This is a genomic window from Mycobacterium kyorinense, from assembly GCF_001672775.1.
Classification (GTDB): domain Bacteria; phylum Actinomycetota; class Actinomycetes; order Mycobacteriales; family Mycobacteriaceae; genus Mycobacterium; species Mycobacterium kyorinense_A.
On sequence record NZ_LZKJ01000088.1, the window covers coordinates 48,283 to 65,028 of the forward strand.

Annotated in this window: 16 protein-coding genes and 2 tRNA genes; 10 read left to right on the forward strand and 8 right to left on the reverse strand. The window is 66.2% G+C overall.

Translation table 11 applies throughout. The annotated features are described in order from the left end of the window. Nucleotides 1–96: 96 nt before the first annotated feature. Both ectA and A5707_RS09850 read right to left on the reverse strand, forming a co-directional pair. The gene (gene ectA / locus A5707_RS09845; protein ID WP_082969370.1) at nucleotides 97–603 is read right to left on the reverse strand and encodes a diaminobutyrate acetyltransferase; all 507 of its coding nucleotides are present in this window, start codon (nucleotides 601–603) and stop codon (nucleotides 97–99) included. A 16-nt stretch (nucleotides 604–619) separates the two neighbouring features. After that, complete coding sequence (locus tag A5707_RS09850; RefSeq protein WP_065014309.1) at nucleotides 620–1,813, reverse strand: MFS transporter; 1,194 nt, start codon at nucleotides 1,811–1,813, stop codon at nucleotides 620–622. A gap of 86 nt (nucleotides 1,814–1,899) precedes the next feature. On the opposite strand from A5707_RS09850, the gene A5707_RS09855 reads away from it, so the two are divergent. From A5707_RS09855 to A5707_RS09870, 4 genes are all read left to right on the forward strand, one after another. After that, nucleotides 1,900–2,691, forward strand: a complete 792-nt coding sequence (locus A5707_RS09855; RefSeq protein WP_065014310.1) for a fumarylacetoacetate hydrolase family protein — start codon at nucleotides 1,900–1,902, stop codon at nucleotides 2,689–2,691. Beyond that, a complete protein-coding gene (gene gltX / locus A5707_RS09860; protein ID WP_065014311.1) occupies nucleotides 2,688–4,151 on the forward strand; it encodes a glutamate--tRNA ligase in 1,464 nt (487 codons plus the stop codon). The genes A5707_RS09855 and gltX overlap by 4 nt, the downstream gene beginning before the upstream one ends. A gap of 97 nt (nucleotides 4,152–4,248) precedes the next feature. Beyond that, nucleotides 4,249–4,320, forward strand: a tRNA-Gln gene (locus A5707_RS09865). A 72-nt stretch (nucleotides 4,321–4,392) separates the two neighbouring features. After that, nucleotides 4,393–4,465: transfer RNA gene (locus tag A5707_RS09870), tRNA-Glu, on the forward strand. A 20-nt stretch (nucleotides 4,466–4,485) separates the two neighbouring features. Here the strand turns inward: A5707_RS09870 and A5707_RS09875 are convergent. Next, nucleotides 4,486–4,992: a pyridoxamine 5'-phosphate oxidase family protein gene (locus A5707_RS09875; protein ID WP_065014312.1), complete on the reverse strand. Its 507-nt coding sequence runs from the start codon at nucleotides 4,990–4,992 to the stop codon at nucleotides 4,486–4,488. A gap of 114 nt (nucleotides 4,993–5,106) precedes the next feature. After that, entirely contained in the window at nucleotides 5,107–5,808 is a 702-nt protein-coding gene (locus A5707_RS09880) for an IclR family transcriptional regulator (RefSeq protein WP_065014313.1), read from the reverse strand. A gap of 53 nt (nucleotides 5,809–5,861) precedes the next feature. Between A5707_RS09880 and leuC the strand changes: the two genes are divergently transcribed. The 3 genes from leuC to A5707_RS09895 all read left to right on the forward strand — a co-directional run bounded on the left by leuC (nucleotide 5,862) and on the right by A5707_RS09895 (nucleotide 8,743). Further along, nucleotides 5,862–7,286 (forward strand): 3-isopropylmalate dehydratase large subunit, encoded by a 1,425-nt coding sequence (leuC, locus tag A5707_RS09885; RefSeq protein WP_065014314.1) that lies wholly within the window; start codon nucleotides 5,862–5,864, stop codon nucleotides 7,284–7,286. Nucleotides 7,287–7,307: 21 nt separating this feature from the next. Then, nucleotides 7,308–7,904 carry a 3-isopropylmalate dehydratase small subunit gene (gene leuD / locus A5707_RS09890; protein WP_065014315.1) on the forward strand — a complete coding sequence of 199 codons (597 nt, stop codon included), beginning with the start codon at nucleotides 7,308–7,310 and terminating at the stop codon, nucleotides 7,902–7,904. Nucleotides 7,905–8,104: 200 nt separating this feature from the next. Beyond that, the gene (locus A5707_RS09895) at nucleotides 8,105–8,743 is read left to right on the forward strand and encodes an HU family DNA-binding protein (protein ID WP_065014316.1); all 639 of its coding nucleotides are present in this window, start codon (nucleotides 8,105–8,107) and stop codon (nucleotides 8,741–8,743) included. Between the two features lie 67 nt (nucleotides 8,744–8,810). Here A5707_RS09895 and A5707_RS09900 read toward each other — a convergent pair whose 3' ends face one another. The 3 genes from A5707_RS09900 to cofC form a co-directional block, all read right to left on the reverse strand. Continuing rightward, nucleotides 8,811–9,782, reverse strand: coding sequence for an NUDIX hydrolase (locus tag A5707_RS09900; RefSeq protein WP_065014317.1), 972 nt, complete (start codon nucleotides 9,780–9,782; stop codon nucleotides 8,811–8,813). 71 nt (nucleotides 9,783–9,853) lie between these two features. Further along, a complete protein-coding gene (locus A5707_RS09905) occupies nucleotides 9,854–12,049 on the reverse strand; it encodes an RNA degradosome polyphosphate kinase (protein WP_197495299.1) in 2,196 nt (731 codons plus the stop codon). 55 nt (nucleotides 12,050–12,104) lie between these two features. Then, the gene (gene cofC / locus A5707_RS09910) at nucleotides 12,105–12,758 is read right to left on the reverse strand and encodes a 2-phospho-L-lactate guanylyltransferase (RefSeq protein WP_065014318.1); all 654 of its coding nucleotides are present in this window, start codon (nucleotides 12,756–12,758) and stop codon (nucleotides 12,105–12,107) included. 66 nt (nucleotides 12,759–12,824) lie between these two features. Between cofC and A5707_RS09915 the strand changes: the two genes are divergently transcribed. The 3 genes from A5707_RS09915 (at nucleotide 12,825) to A5707_RS09925 (ending at nucleotide 16,100) form a co-directional block, all read left to right on the forward strand. Further along, a complete protein-coding gene (locus tag A5707_RS09915; protein ID WP_065014319.1) occupies nucleotides 12,825–13,829 on the forward strand; it encodes an NAD(P)H-dependent glycerol-3-phosphate dehydrogenase in 1,005 nt (334 codons plus the stop codon). Beyond that, nucleotides 13,826–14,929, forward strand: coding sequence for a cystathionine gamma-lyase (locus A5707_RS09920; RefSeq protein ID WP_065014320.1), 1,104 nt, complete (start codon nucleotides 13,826–13,828; stop codon nucleotides 14,927–14,929). Before A5707_RS09915 ends, A5707_RS09920 begins: the two co-directional genes overlap by 4 nt. A gap of 61 nt (nucleotides 14,930–14,990) precedes the next feature. Continuing rightward, nucleotides 14,991–16,100, forward strand: coding sequence for a D-alanine--D-alanine ligase family protein (locus A5707_RS09925; protein WP_065014321.1), 1,110 nt, complete (start codon nucleotides 14,991–14,993; stop codon nucleotides 16,098–16,100). A gap of 73 nt (nucleotides 16,101–16,173) precedes the next feature. Here the strand turns inward: A5707_RS09925 and A5707_RS09930 are convergent, their stop codons facing one another. After that, complete coding sequence (locus tag A5707_RS09930) at nucleotides 16,174–16,698, reverse strand: DUF3515 domain-containing protein (RefSeq protein WP_065014322.1); 525 nt, start codon at nucleotides 16,696–16,698, stop codon at nucleotides 16,174–16,176. Nucleotides 16,699–16,746: the final 48 nt, after the last annotated feature.

The following is a 16,746-nucleotide window of genomic DNA, read 5'->3' on the forward strand; positions in this document are numbered from 1 at the left end:
GACTCGGTCTGCCGGGGGCTTCACGTCGCGCAATCAGCAACCTTACCGAGAACCCACAGCCGGTCTCAAGCTCCTCCGTCGGCGGGTCTGCTCGGCTCAGCCGTGCTGGGGTACCCGCAGCGGACCGATGCGAAACAGCTGTTCAGAGGCATGATCGATCGGAAATAGCTCTGAGCCGAACAGCTCCTCACGCTCGAGCGGCGCGTTCCAACGACGAGCGAATGCGCTGAACAACCGCTGGCTGGCAACGTTGTCCGGTGTGATGGATGCCTCAACATTGGTGACGCCTTCGGGCTGCAGGCGCTGCACGAGATGGTCGAGCATCTGCCCGGCGACTCCGGCGCCCCGGTGCGCGGAGCTGACCGCGATCTGCCACACCATCACGGTGTCGGGTTGCTCGGGCCGGCGGTAGCCGGTGAGGTATCCGGCCGGGCGGCCGTCGATGTGGGCGATCACCGAGGTGGTCGCGTAGTCCCGGCACCACAGCAGGTAGGCGTAGGGCGGGTTGACGTCGAGGGTGGTGCTGTCGGAGGCCATCTGCCACATCGTCGGCCCGTCGGCCACGGTCGGAGCGCGCAAGTCGAGGTCCGCGGAATTAGTCACCGCGCCGACAGTAGTGTCAGCTCTTCTCGCGCGGTCGCGCGCCCACCGGCACTAGCGGCAGGGCCAACAGCGGGAACAGCGCGCACACCGCGAATGCCAGCGGATAGCCGGCGACGTCGATCACCTCGCCGAAAATCGGCGGTCCGGCGCCGGCCGTCAGCCGCTGGCTGGTGTTTTGTGCGCCCATCGCGCGTCCGCTCCAGTACGGCCCGGCGACCTCGGGGATCGCGGTGAACGCCAGCCCGTTGTCGAGCACGGTGACCACCGAGGCCGCCACCATGACCAGCACCGCCAGTGAGGAACCCAGATGGTCGGTGAGCGCCAGCAGCGCCATGACCGCCGCGGCGATCATCGCTATCACGCGGATCGGCCGCATCCGGGAGCCGACCCGATCCGACCACCGCCCCACCGCAATCCGGCCCAGCGCGCCCAGCAGCTGCGACGCACTCACCAACACGCCCGCTGACGCCGTGGACCAACCGTGGTCGCGCATCAGCCAGACCAGCATGAACGTCAGCACCACTGTCTGCGGCACCATCAGCAGCGCCGAGGCCAGGTGGATCCGCCACAACACCGCCGTGCTGCGGTATGGGTTGGCCAGCTCGTCGGCGTTGGCCGTCGCCCGCTTCTTGCGCGGCGGATCGAGCACACCGATCACGCTGACCACCGCCGCGCCCGCGCACAGCGCCGCCGGGAACAGCAGTGCCACCGAGAAGTCGCGTTCGCCCAGCTCGGGTAGCACCAGCGCCGCCAGGGCGATCCCCAGTGGTTGGGCGGTCTGGCGGATACCCATGGCCAGGCCGCGCTGGTCCGGCGGGAACCAACCGGTCACCAGCCGGCCGCTGGCGGTGTTGGCGCTGGCGGCGGCCATGCCGCCGATGAACAGGCACGGCGCCTCGACCAGCATCGACGGAGGTACCGACGCCGCGGCGAACGCGGCCGCCGCGGTCAGGGCCAGACCGACTCCGAGCACGATCCGCTCGCCGATCAGGTCCAGGAGGTAGCCCCACCCGATCAGCGTGACCACCATGCCGAAACTGGGCATCGCCGAAAGCAGCGCAGCTTGGGCCAGGTTGATGCCACGTTCGGCGTCTAGGGCCGGGATCAAGAAGGCGATGCCGTTGACGAAGACGGTCGCCGACAATGTCGCCACCAGCGAAATTGCCAGCAACGACCAACGCCGCGTCGCACTGATCGAAGCCGTCACCATTTTTCCATGGTTCCAGGTAGTCGGTTCTTCCGTGTCTGCCCATGGCACCGGCGCGTCGTGACCGCATCGTCACTAGCATCTGACGAATGCGCCTTGGCCGAATTGCCAGCCCCGACGGCGTCGCCTTCGTCAGCATCGAAGGCGAGCCGTCAGATCCCGCTGGGATGACCACCCGCGAAATTGCCGAGCACCCGTTCGGCACACCGACGTTCACCGGTCGCAGCTGGCCCCTGGCCGATGTGCGGCTGTTGGCCCCGATGCTGGCCAGCAAGGTGATCTGCGTCGGCAAGAACTACGCCGCGCATATCGCCGAGATGGGCGGCGGTGCAGCCGCACCCGACCCGGTGATCTTCCTCAAGCCCAACACCGCGATCATCGGGCCCAATGTGCCGATTCGCTTGCCCGCCAACGCATCTCCCATACATTTCGAAGGCGAGCTGGCCGCAGTCATCAGTCGGCCTTGTAAGGACGTCACCGCTGACCGCGCTGCCGAGTCCATCCTGGGTTACACCATCGCCAACGATGTGACGGCCCGCGATCAACAGCAGTCCGACGGACAGTGGACGCGGGCGAAAGGTCACGACACGTTCTGCCCGGTGGGTCCGTGGATCGTCACCGACGTCGACCCGTCCGACCTCGAGCTGTGCACGGAGGTCAACGGTCAGGTCAAACAACGGAGCCGCACCTCGCTGATGATCCACGACATCGGCGCGATCGTGGAATGGATCTCGGCGGTGATGACCTTGCTGCCAGGCGATCTCATCCTCACCGGCACGCCCGAAGGAGTTGGGCCCATCGAAGACGGCGACACGGTGACCGTCACGATCGAGGGACTCGGTACGTTGAGCAATCCTGTTGCCCGCAAAGGGAAGTCATGACCGGCGACGTGCGGGTCCGGTTCTGCCCGTCGCCGACGGGCGTGCCGCATGTCGGGCTGATCCGCACTGCACTGTTCAATTGGGCCTATGCCCGCCACACCGGCGGCACCTTCGTCTTCCGTCTGGAAGACACTGACGCCCAGCGGGACAGCGAGGAAAGCTATCTGGCGCTGTTGGACGCATTGCGCTGGCTGGGCCTGAATTGGGACGAAGGCCCCGAGGTCGGCGGCGAGTACGGCCCCTATCGGCAATCGCTGCGTGGCGAGATCTACCGCGACGTGGTGACGCAACTACTGGCTGCTGGCGAGGCCTACCAGGCCTTCTCGACGCCAGAGGAGGTTGAGGCACGCCATCTCGCGGCCGGGCGCAGTCCCAAGCTGGGCTATGACAACTTCGACCGAGATCTGACCGCCGAACAGCGCGCGGCATATCTGGCCGAAGGCCGCCAACCGGTGGTGCGCTTGCGGATGCCCGACGAGGATCTCGGCTGGAACGATCTGGTCCGCGGACCAACCACCTTCGCGGCCGGCGTCGTACCTGACTTCGCGTTGACCCGCGCCAACGGAGATCCGTTGTACACCTTGGTCAATCCCGTCGACGACGCGCTGATGAAGATCACCCATGTGCTACGTGGTGAAGATCTGCTGCCGTCCACCCCGAGGCAGATCGCGCTGTACCAGGCGCTGATTCGCATCGGGGTGGCCGAGCGTGTTCCCGAGTTCGCCCACCTGCCAACGGTTTTAGGCGAGGGGACTCGCAAGCTTTCCAAACGCGACCCGCAGTCGAATCTGTTCGCGCACCGAGACCGCGGATTCATCCCAGAGGGACTGCTGAATTATCTGGCCCTGCTCGGCTGGTCGATCGCCGGCGACCGCGACGTGTTCAGCCTCGAGGAGATGGTGGCCGCATTCGACGTCGTCGACGTCAACGCCAATCCGGCCAGGTTCGATCAGAAGAAGGCTGACGCCATCAATGCCGAGCACATCCGGCTCCTGCCCCCCGACGAGTTCACCAACAGGCTGCGCAACTACTTCACGGCGCACGGGTACCGGACGGGATTGGACGACGGCGCGTTCGCGACGGCGGCCGGACTGGTGCAGACGCGCATTGTCGTGCTCGGGGACGCCTGGGCGTTGCTGAAGTTTTTGAATGACGACGAGTATGCAATCGACCCGAAGGCGCAAGCCAAGGAATTGGGACCGGATGCCGGTCCGGTGCTCGACGCCGCTGCGGCGGCTCTGGACGACGTGGCGGAATGGACCACCGTCGGCATCGAAACTGCCCTCAAAGGTGCGCTGCTGGATGGTCTGGGGCTCAAACCGCGCAAGGCCTTCGGCCCGATCCGGGTCGCGGTCACCGGGGCGTTGATCAGCCCACCGCTGTTCGAGTCGCTGGAGCTGCTGGGACGCGACCGCAGCCTGCACCGATTGCGGGCCGCCAGCACCCGGGCACAGCCGTGAGCATGGCGACTGAATTCTTTGGTAGTCTGCACGTCGGCCCACAACCGCTGGCTGCAGCCGCCGCATGATGCGCTGACCAGCAGTTATAGGCAGCCAATGGGGTATGGTGTAATTGGCAACACAGCTGATTCTGGTTCAGCCATTCTAGGTTCGAGTCCTGGTACCCCAGCAAAGTTTGTCCACCCCAAGCAATTAGGTGGGTATACCGCTGTGAGCTATGCTGACAGCTCGGATCGGTTCTGGCCCCGTCGTCTAGCGGCCTAGGACGCCGCCCTCTCACGGCGGTAGCGTGGGTTCGAATCCCATCGGGGCTACTTATCCGGCCGTTGCGGTGTTACGGCGCGACCACACTCGGCGCAGTCGAACCGCCCACCGGCATCTGCGGCAGTCCAAGCTTGCGGTGATCCCAGGAGCGGGCGCGCCGGGCGACGATTCGCACCGCGACGCGCTTGTTCATCATCTGGTCCACCGCCGGTTTCATCTCGTCGGTGTAGGGCCCGGTGTAGCGCTCCCACACGCTGACGCCCACCCGGAAGATCGCCTCGGGATCCTCGACGATCTCGGCATGTCCGTCGAAAGACACTCCACGCAGTGTGTCGTAGGTGTCGCCGTCCTCGAGTAGAAAACTCACTCGCGAATCACGCCGCATGTTCAGCGCCTTCTGCGACTTCGCTTTGGTCTCCAGCCAGATTTCGCCGTCGACCACGCCGTACCACATGGCGGTCAGGTGCGGTTGCCCGTCACGGCCCACGGTGGCCAATGTGCCGGTACGACTCGTGGCGACGAAGTCGGCGATCTCGGCTTCGGACATGACAATCTGCGCGCGCTGGTTGCTACCCATGGCTTGACAGTGTGGCAGGTCGGCGATTCGAGACTGGGACGACGGCATCGAAACTGCGCCCAGCGCCGGGTTTCGGCGGCGGATCACGCGGTGGGTGCAGTCTCGAGGAAACTGCTAAAGCTGGTGAGTCACCGCGTCGGCGGCAGCCAGCAGGTCGGCCGCCCACCGGGCGCCTGGCCGTCGTCCCATCCGGTCGATCGGCCCGGACACCGAGATGGCGGCGATCACCGCGCCCCGTCCGTCACGTACCGGCGCCGAGACGCTGGCGACGCCCGGCTCGCGTTCGGCGGCGCTTTGCGCCCAACCCCGCCGGCGCACCTCGGCCAGTGTCCGGTCGGTGAATTTCGCATCCGGCAACACCGCCTGCTGGGTGGCGGCATCGCTGTAAGCCAGCAGCACTTTGGCTCCCGACCCGGCGGTCATCGGTAGCCGCGTCCCGACCGGGACGGTATCGCGAAGGCCCGCAGGCGGTTCCAGCGCGGCAACGCAGATCCGCCAAATGCCCTCGCGGCGGTACAACTGCACGCTTTCGCCGGTGATCTCGCGCAGTTGCGGCAGCACCGCTGCGCCGGCCGTCAGCAGCGGATCGCTGACCGCGGCCGCGAGTTCGCTAACCGCCGGCCCGAGCCGCCACCGGCCCGCGCCGTCGCGCACCAGCAGCCGATGGACCTCCAGGCCGGCGGCCAACCGGTGCGCGGTCGCCCTGGGCAGACCAGTGCGGTCACACAATTCGGCCAACCCGCACGGTGATTCCGCGATCGTGTGCAGCACGCCCACGGCTTTGTCGAGGACGCCGATGCCGCTATCATGTCTCACATAGAGATACTAACGTCTCATATAGTGAGAACAAGACTCGAGAAGGCTTTGCAATGACGACATCAGCGACGGACCGCCCGCGCACCCTGGCCGAGAAGGTATGGGACGACCACGTCGTGGTCTCCGGCGGCGGCACCGAGCCGGACCTGATCTACATCGACTTGCATCTGGTGCACGAGGTCACCAGCCCGCAGGCCTTCGAGGGTCTGCGGCTGGCCGGCCGCCCGGTGCGCCGACCCGACCTGACGATCGCCACCGAAGACCACAACGTGCCGACCATCGACATCGACAAACCGATCGCCGACCCGGTATCGCGGACTCAAGTCGAGACACTGCAGCGCAATTGCGCCGAGTTCGGAATCCGGCTGCACCCGATGGGCGATATCGACCAGGGCATCGTGCACATCATCGGTCCGCAGCTGGGCCTCACCCAGCCCGGCATGACGATTGTGTGCGGCGACAGCCACACTTCCACCCACGGCGCATTCGGTGCTTTGGCAATGGGTATCGGCACATCGGAGGTCGAACACGTGCTGGCCACCCAGACGCTGGCGCTGCGGCCGTTCAAGACAATGGCGGTCAACATCGACGGGCAATTGCCGCCGGGGGTGACCGCCAAGGACATCATCTTGGCGGTGATCGCCAAAATCGGCACCGGCGGCGGCCAGGGCCACGTCATCGAATACCGCGGCAGCACCATCGAATCGCTGTCGATGGAAGCGCGGATGACGATTTGCAACATGAGCATCGAAGCCGGCGCTCGCGCTGGAATGGTGGCCCCCGACGCGACGACGTATGAGTTTCTGCGTGACCGACCGCACGCACCGACCGGCGCTCACTGGGATGCCGCGATGGCCTACTGGGAAGGGCTGCGCACCGACGAGGGCGCCGAATTCGACACCGAGGTCTATCTCGACGCCGCCGAGTTGAGTCCATTTGTCACGTGGGGCACCAATCCCGGGCAGGGCGTCCCGCTGGCCGCCTCGGTGCCCGACCCCGAGTTGATGACCGACGACGCGCAGCGTCAGGCCGCCGAGAAGGCATTGGCTTACATGGATCTTCGGCCCGGGACCCCGATGCGCGAGATCGCCGTCGACACGGTGTTCATCGGGTCGTGTACCAACGGCCGCATCGAGGATTTGCGTGCGGTGGCCGACGTGTTGCGTGACCGGCACATCGCCGACGGCGTGCGGATGCTGGTCGTTCCGGGGTCGATGCGAGTGCGTGCGCAGGCCGAAGCAGAAGGGCTGGCCGAGGTTTTCACCGCGGCAGGCGCCGAGTGGCGGCAGGCCGGCTGCTCGATGTGTCTCGGGATGAATCCCGATCAACTTGCGCCAGGGGAGCGGTGCGCCGCGACCTCCAACCGCAACTTCGAAGGGCGGCAGGGCAAAGGCGGACGCACCCATCTGGTGTCTCCGGTGGTCGCCGCCGCCACCGCCGTGCGCGGGAGACTGTCGGCCCCTGCCGACTTGGACTGAGGTAGCAGGAAAGGAACGGGCATGGAAGCGTTTCGTACCCACACCGGTATCGGGGTTCCGCTGCGGCGGTCCAATGTCGATACCGATCAGATCATTCCTGCCGTCTATTTGAAGCGCGTGACCCGAACGGGTTTCGAAGACGGATTGTTCGCGGCCTGGCGCACCGATCCGTCATTCGTGCTCAATCTCAGTCCATTCGACAGGGGTTCAGTACTCGTCGCCGGGCCTGATTTCGGAACCGGATCATCCCGCGAACACGCGGTGTGGGCGCTGATGGACTACGGATTCCGGGTGGTGATCTCATCGCGCTTCGCCGACATTTTTCGCGGCAACGCGGGCAAGGCGGGCTTGTTAGCGGCCGAAGTCGCCCAAGATGATGTCGAACTGCTCTGGAAGCTCATCGAGGAGCATCCGGGGTTGGAAATCACTGTCAATCTTCAAGATCGGAATGTGGCCGCCGGAACGGTGGTGGTGCCGTTCACGATTGACGACTACACGGCCTGGCGACTGGCCGAAGGACTCGACGATATAGGCCTTACGCTGCAGAAACTCGATCAGATTGAGTCTTTCGAGGAGGCGCGGAAAGCCTGGAAACCGCGTACTCTTCCGGCTTCCTGACCCGACCGGAAAGGCGCGAATTCCGGGCTTACATCGGGCCCATTTGGCGGGCTCCCCACCGACCAAGGGCGGCAACCGGATTCCAAAAAAGTCCGTTATTGCCGCCTGAAATTGCGCGTGGCTCTTGGAAATCAGTGGTGTCAGGGTTTACCGTGTCCACTAGTCGGTCCAACAAGGGCCACTGGCTTCGGAGGGTTTGGATGAACAAAGCAGAGCTCATTGACGTACTCACAGACAAATTGGGCTCAGATCGTCGGTCGGCTACCGCCGCCGTGGAGAACGTCGTCGACACCATTGTGCGTGCGGTGCACAAGGGCGACAGCGTCACCATTACCGGCTTCGGTGTGTTCGAACAGCGGCGTCGCGCAGCACGCGTTGCCCGTAATCCCCGCACCGGCGAGACGGTGAAGGTCAAGCCGACATCAGTGCCGGCATTCCGCCCCGGTGCACAATTCAAAGCCGTTGTCTCTGGCGCACAGCGTCTCCCATCGGAAGGACCTGCCGTGAAACGTGGTGTGGTAGCAAGCGGCGCCAAGAAGGCGGCGAAGAAATCACCGGCCAAGAAGGCGACCAAGTCGACCGCCAAGAAGGCTGCGAAGAAGGCTCCGGCCAAGAAGACGGCCGCGAAGAAGGCTCCGGCCAAGAAGGCCGCAACCAAGCGGACACCGGCCAAGAAGGCCGCAACCAAGCGGACGCCGGCCAAGAAAGCCACTAAGTCGACGGCACGCAAAGCGACGAAGTCGACGGCGCGCAAGACTGCAACCAAGGCTCCGGCCCGCAAGTCTGCTGCCAAGAAGTCGCCGGCCAAGAAGGCCACCGCCCGGCGCGGGCGCCGGTAGTCACACCCAGCACGCAGATTCGCCGCGGTTCTGCCCTACTTTGGGCGGGCCGCGGCGAATCCGCGTGCTAGGTCACCACGTTGGTGGCCAGTGCGCTGCCGATGTGATCGGCGGCCACCAGACGCCCAGCTGATAGCGACAGCACCCAGGTGCTGCCCTTGCGGTTACGCGATTTGTCGGGGCGCACGCCGTCGCGGTCACACCACCAATCGATCAGATCCGGAATCACCTTGCCCTGCGTGCAGATCACCGGTGTGTGCGCGGGGCTCGGCTCCGACCGCCTGCGACGTGCACCGTCGCGCAGGCCGGCGATGTGCAAAACCCGGCGCCGAGCTTGCTTGGGGTTTTCGGCATAGGCTTCTTCGGTGAGGGTGGGCTCGTTGCAGATGACCACACCCAACTCCTCGGCCAGCGGTTCCACCGTCTGGTGGCACCGCACCCGGTCGGCCGCGTAGACGTCGTCGGCGCCGAAGGCCAACAGCTGACCGACAAGCGCCTCGGCCTGCGCACGCCCCTTCTTGTCCAACGGACGCTTGGTGTCGTCTCCGGAGAACCGCTTCTTGCTGCCGGCGGTGCCGTGCCGGACGACCAATACGGTCTGGGTATCGGCCGGTTGTTTGGCAAACCGCCGCAAAACCTTTCGATCCTGCGGATAGGACACCTTCTTCATCGCCGCTGCGACCGGCAACCAGAGCAACTCGTCGACTTCGCGGTTCGGGCTGAATTCGCCCCCAAGGCTTCGTGCCGTCCAGTACAGCACTTTCTTGGTGCCTTGCTCGATCGGATAGCTCACCGTCGCGATCCGTCTGCCCAAATGCACGCGGTGGCCGGTCTCTTCGAAGACCTCCCGCACCGCGGCCACCGGTTCGGTCTCACCGGCATCGACTTTGCCCTTGGGCAGTGACCAGTCGTCGTAGCGGGGCCGGTGGATGAGTGCGATTTCGACATCAGCCTCGCCGCGCCCGGGCCGCCACAGCACCGCACCACCGGCACACACGATCTTGCTCGCTGGACGGTCCGGCGAGTTCTGTGTCGACACCCTCACTCCTGCAGGTCAATTGGGGCACCGCCGATACACAGCGCCCTGGCCGGTGGGTCAGTTGATTCCGATCACGGACTGCGGTGCCGCTCCATCAGCGATACCTGATGGTCGCGGACGGTGTGACCCGCCTGCGGCGACGCGGTCCACTGGCCGTCCGATCCCAATTCCCAGCAGCGGGTGGACGCATCCAGTGCCGACTCGAACAAGTCGTTCAGTTGTGCTGTCAGCCGGGGATCTTTGACTTGGGCCATCACCTCGACGCGACGGTCGAGGTTGCGGTGCATCATGTCGGCGCTGCCGATCCAGAACTCGTCGATGGCGCCGAAGTGGAAGACCCGCGAGTGCTCGAGGAAGCGACCGAGAATCGAGCGGACGGTGATGTTTTCGGAGAACCCCTCCATGCCGGGGCGCAGGGCGCAAATTCCGCGGACTACCACCTCGACGCAGACTCCGGCCTGCGACGCGTGATAGAGCGCATCGATGACCTGCTCGTCGACGAGTGCGTTGGCTTTCAGCCGGATTCTTCCGCCGCCGCTTTCGCGGTGTGCCTCGACCTCTCGCTGCACGCGTTCGATGATGCCGGTGCGAATGCCGTGCGGAGCCACCAGCAGATTGCGGTAGGTCAGCTTTCGTGAGTACCCGGTGAGCGAGTTGAACAGGTCAGTCAAGTCGGCACCGATGTCGGGGTCTGCGGTGAGCAGCCCGATGTCTTCGTAGAGTCGCGCGGTCTTGCTGTTGTAGTTGCCCGTGCCGACATGGCAGTAACGCCGGATCGTCGAACCTTCACGGCGCACCACCAAGCATGTCTTGCAATGTGTCTTGAGCCCGACGAGCCCATACACCACATGCACGCCGGCCTGCTCGAGCTGACGGGCCCAGCGAATGTTGGCCTGCTCGTCGAATCGGGCTTTGATCTCGACCAGCGCCACCACCTGTTTACCGGCCTCGGCGGCGTCGATGAGCGCAGTGACGATCGGCGAGTCACCCGACGTGCGGTAGAGCGTTTGTTTGATCGCCAGCACACCCGGGTCAGCGGCCGCCTGCTCGATGAAGCGTTGCACGCTGGTGGAAAACGAGTCATACGGGTGATGCACCAACACGTCGCCTTCACGCAGGGTGGCGAAAATGCTTTTGGGCGTCTCCCGCTCGGCGAACGCGGGATGGGTGGCCGGAACGAACGTCGGATCCTTCAAGGCCGGCCGGTCGAGGTCGTAGATCTGCCACAGCGAGGACAGGTCCAACAGCCCGGGCACGTTGATCACGTCGCCGGGATGCACGTCGAGTTCGCGCAGCAGCAACTCCAACATGTTCTCGGTCATGTCGTCGGCGACCTCGAGGCGCACCGGCGACCCGAATCGCCGGCGCGCCAGTTCCCGCTCCAGGGCTTGCAGCAGGTCCTCGTCGCGGTCTTCTTCGACCTCGAAGTCCGCATTGCGGGTAATGCGGAACACGTGGTGCTCGACAATTTCCAAGCCGGGGAACAACACCGGCAGGAAAGCCGCAATCAGTTCCTCCATCGGCAGGAACCGGACTTGTGCTTTGCCGTCGCCATTTTCGCGGGCAGCGAGCTCAACAAAGCGATCCACGTTGTCGGGCACTTTGACCCGGGCGAAGTGTGTGCCGCCGTCGTCGGGTCGTTTGACGGTGACCGCCAGGTTCAGGCTCAGGCCACTGACGAACGGAAACGGGTGAGCCGGATCGACGGCCAACGGTGTCAGAACCGGGAAGACCTGCTCGTGGAAATACTCCGACAGTTGCTTGCGCTCATCCTCGTTCAGTTCGGTCCACGTGACGACGTGGATACCGTGCTCGGCGAGCGCCGGACGCACCGAGTCGAGGAACACTCTCGCGTGCCGGCTGGCGATGTGCTGCGTTTGCTCCCCGATGCGACGCAGTTGTTCGCGTGGGGTCAAGCCATCGGCCGAGCGCACCGACAGGCCCATGTCGTCGCGGCGCTTCAGACCGGCCACCCGGACCATGTAGAACTCGTCGAGGTTGGAGGCGAAGATCGCCAGAAACTTGGCCCGCTCCAGCAGAGGCAGCGACGTGTCGGCGGCCAGGGCCAGTACGCGCGCGTTGAAGTCCAGCCAACTCAGCTCGCGATTGAGATATCGGTGCTCAGGAAGCGCGTCCTCGATTGCGGCCGCTGTCGCCGCGGGCGGTGCGGCCGGCGCCGAGTCACCCGGATGCCACACCGTGGCGTCCGGGCGCGCCTCGGCTGCCTCCCTGGCTTCGGTTTCGGTCACTGTTCGATCATGGCTCATCGACGGGCACTCCTGCCACCAGCTGACCGACATCCATCCGCCGTTGGTGTGCTGTTCACCTGGCGGCGCCGATCGCACGGGCTGTCGCCGGACCCACACCGAGGCGGCGAGCGGCAGCCAGGTCGTCGGGGGTGTCGATATCGCAGCGCAGGCCCGGCCACGCGCCGGTCAGCTCGATGGCGCCCGAACGTCGATGCCGCGCGGCTGAATCCGGCCCGAACCGCGGGTCGAGCGCTGCGCCGAACGCGCATAGCGCCGCAGTTCCGCTGCCGAGTCGGTCAGCGACGAAGCTGCGTCGGTAGCTGCGTGCGGCGCCGATCGCCTCCGCGAGTTCCTGCGTTTGCAAGGAAGGCAAATCGCCTTGCAGCACAACGATATTCGACGTGGATTCGGCGACCACCCGTTCGGCGGCGGCGATCGCATTGTTCAACGGGTCACGATGGCCGTCGGGTGTGGGATCGAACAGCACATCGGCTCCCAGAGCGCCCGCCGTCTCGGCAGCGGCATCGTCAGGCGTGATGACGGTGATCGAGCGCACCGACGCGACACCGGCCGCCGCGGTCAACGCGTCGGCCAGCATCGCCAGCACCACGTTTTCGCGAGTCCGTGCTGAGAACACCGGTGCTAACCGCGTCTTGGCGGCCGCCAACCGCTTGACGGCGATGATCAAGCCGACATCACCCTCGGCGTCGGCCTGCCTGCCGTTCATGCCGCAATCCTGCCAGCCTGGTTTCATCGCGCGGCGTAGTCCACCGGGCAGACTAGGGTGAACGCAATGACTGAGGGCTCCATCGCGGTGATGGGCGCCGGCGCATGGGGGACGGCGCTGGCCAAGGTGCTGGCCGACGCCGGCAGCACGGTGACGCTGTGGGCACGCCGCGCCGACGTCGCCGCGGAAATCAATGCGACCCGGTGCAACTCCGGTTACCTGCCCAATGTGCAGTTGTCGCCGGGTATCCGAGCTACCTCCGACGCCGCCGAGGCGCTTAGCGGCGCGTCGACGGTGTTGGTGGGCGTCCCGGCGCAGACGATGCGCAGCAATCTCGAGCAGTGGGTCGGCTTGTTCAGCGAGGGCGCGACGTTGGTCAGCCTGGCCAAGGGCATCGAGTTGGAAACTCTGATGCGGATGAGCCAGGTGATCGTCGCGGTGACCGGTGTCGACCCGGCACAGGTCGCGGTGCTGTCCGGACCGAACCTGGCCAATGAGATCGCCGCGGGCCAACCCGCCGCCACCGTCGTTGCCTGCAGCGACTCCGGGCGCGCGGTGGCAATCCAGCGCGCGCTGAACACCGGCTACTTTCGCCCGTACACCAACGCCGATGTGATCGGGACCGAAATCGGCGGCGCATGCAAGAACGTCATCGCGTTGGCCTGCGGGATGGCGGTCGGGGTGGGCCTCGGCGAGAACACCGCGGCGGCGATCATCACTCGCGGGCTCGCCGAGATCATGCGCCTCGGGATCGCAGTGGGAGCCAAGGGCGCAACGTTGGCCGGCCTGGCCGGAGTGGGGGACCTGGTGGCCACCTGCACGTCGCCGCATTCGCGGAACCGATCGTTCGGTGAATGCCTGGGCCGCGGCGGAACGATGGAATCGGCGCTGCAGGCCAGGGACGGCAAGGCCGTCGAAGGTGTGACGTCGTGCGAATCGGTGCTGGCCCTGGCCTCCAGTTACGACGTCGAGATGCCGCTCACCGACGCGGTTCACCGCGTCTGTCACAAGGGGCTGTCGGTCGGCGAGGCCGTACTCCTGCTGCTGGGTCGCAGCACCAAACCAGAATGACGCGCTACGGCGATTCCACGCGCACCCTGAAAGCCGTCAGTTCGCCGGCGGTTCCGGGCCTGCCGATGGCGCCGTCGCCGGTGCTGGCATCGGCCTACCACTTGTCAACCGACGAGTCCGCGCCGCTGGACGCCTATGGCCGCAACTCGAATCCGACGTGGCGGCAGCTCGAATCGGCGCTGGCTCAGTTGGAAGGTGCCGCTGCGGCATTGGTGTTCGGCTCCGGCATGGCGGCGATCAGCGCCGTGCTGCGGGTGCTGGCCAAACCCGGGACGGTGCTGGTGATTCCCGCCGACGGGTATTACCAGGTGCGCCGCTACGCAGCCGAATACCTGGCACCCCTCGGCGTGACGGTCGTCGAAGCGGACTGCGCGCAGATCTATGAGGCAGCCGAACGAGCCGATGTGGTGCTGGCCGAGACACCGGCCAATCCGCGGCTGGATGTCGTGGATCTGCGTCGGCTGGGCGGGGTCTGTCGCCGACGCGGTGCTCGCCTGGTCGTCGACAACACCACCGCCACACCGCTGGCCCAGCAGCCCCTGGCGCTGGGCGCTGAGCTCGCCGTCGCGAGTGCGACCAAAGCGCTGTCGGGTCACAGTGATGTGGTGGCCGGATACGTCGCCGGCAACCAGCTGGAGCTGATCGCCGCCGTCGAGCGGGAACGGCTGCTGGCCGGAGCCATCCTGGGTGCGTTCGAGGCGTGGCTGGTGCTGCGCAGCGTGGGCAGCGCGGGTCTGCGATTCGACCGGCAATGCCGCAACGCGCAGGCCCTCGCGACGATGCTGCATGACCATCCGGCCGTGCGTGCGGTCCGGTACCCCGGGCTGGCCGACGACCCGGCCCACCCGGCCGCGTCGGCGCAGATGAGCAGATTCGGCGGCACGGTGTCCGTCGAGTTGGCCGACGCCGCTGCGGTGCATCGACTCGTTGAGCGCAGCGAGCTGCTGACCGCGGCCACCAGCTTCGGGGGCCTGCATACCTCGGTCGATCGCCGTGCCCGCTGGGGAGATTGCGTCCCCGACGGTTTCGCCCGCATCGCGCTGGGCATCGAGGACACCGACGACCTGCTGGCCGACATCGAAGAAGCGTTAGCAAGCTGAAGCCGCAGGCCACAGCGCCGTACCCGGCATCGCCGCGCCGACCCGGTAGCCTCTCTAGGTTGTGAGTGCCCGTGACCGTATCCGCGTCGCCGTCGTGTTCGGCGGACGCAGCAACGAGCACGCCATCTCGTGTGTGTCGGCGGGCAGCATTCTGCGCAACCTCGATCCGAGGCGGTTCGAGGTATTGGCGGTCGGTATCACCCCGGAAGGTTCGTGGGTGCTCACCGACGGAGATCCGGACGCGCTGGCGATCACCAACCGGCAGCTGCCGGGGGTGACGTCGGCGTCGGGCGCCGAGTTGGCGCTGCCGGCCAGCCCGGAGCGGGCCGGTCAATTGGTGTCGCTGTCGCCGGGGGCCGGGGAGGTGCTGGGCTCCGTCGACGTGGTGTTTCCGGTGCTGCACGGCCCGTACGGCGAAGACGGCACGATCCAGGGGCTGCTCGAACTCGCCGGAGTGCCCTATGTCGGCGCGGGAGTTCTGGCCAGCGCCGCGGGCATGGACAAGGAGTTCACCAAGAAGCTGCTGGTGGCGGAGGGGCTTCCGGTCGGCGCTCACACGGTGCTGCGGCCATCGCAGAAGACGCTGGATCTCGGCGAGCGGGAGCGGCTGGGCCTGCCGGTCTTCGTCAAGCCCGCGCGCGGCGGCTCCTCGATCGGCGTAAGCCGGGTAACCAGCTGGGACCAGCTGGCCGCCGCCGTCGCCGACGCAAGGCGCCACGACCCCAAGGTGATCATCGAAGCCGCGATCGTGGGCCGGGAATTGGAGTGCGGCGTGCTCGAATTCCCCGACGGCACAGTGCAAGCCAGCACACTCGGCGAGATCCGGGTGGCCGGGGTGCGCGGCCGCGAAGACCCCTTCTACGACTTCGCCACCAAATACCTCGACGACGCCGCCGAACTCGACGTGCCCGCCAAAGTCGACGACGAGGTGGCCGACGCGGTGCGCGAACTGGCGATCCGGGCGTTCAAGGCGATCGACTGCCAAGGACTGGCCCGGGTGGACTTCTTCCTCACCGAGGACGGGCCGCTGATCAACGAGGTCAACACCATGCCGGGATTCACCACGATCTCGATGTATCCCCGGATGTGGGCCGCCAGCGGGGTGGACTATCCGATGTTGTTGGCGACCATGGTCGAGACGGCATTGGCCCGCGGAGTCGGCCTGCGCTGACTTGCGGCGAATGTGGGATTGATACACGCCGTTGCCGAAAAACCGCGACACAAGCCCACACTCGGCGCGGGAACTAGGCCGGTGCCGGGCTGATCGGCACGGCCGCCATGGTGTGGTCGAGCACATCCGAGATCTGCTGGATGGGCGCGGGTCCCGAACCCGGTGGCAATGTGAGCGCCACATACACGGGCCGATCGACGGCATACCAAGTGGACCTGTCGTCTTGGCGCGCCTCGAACCACTGCACCCGGTTGACGACCTGGATCGGGGCGCCCACCAAAAAATCGGCCGGCCGGTCCAGGCCACAGCGCAGTACGACGGGCTCGCCGTCGCTCCCGGTCTGCCACGCGGCGGTGCCGGCCGGCGACGGCTGCACGGTCGCGGCGCGCTGGTAGTCGCCGAGTCGCTCCGGCAGGGCCGCCAGTAACGCCTGGCAGGCCGGGGTCTGCGCCTGCGGCGCGGGCGCAGCGGCGATGGCGACGGGTTGTCGGGGCGGGTGGCGGGTCACGGCGATTGCCAGGACCGCGCCGATCGCGCCGACCGCCAAAACCAGCGCGATGATCAACAAGACACGCGGCGGTCCGTCGTGGTCGTCCATCAGTGCTTACACTCCCCGCAGTCCTACAAAACGTACCCGCCGGGAGGT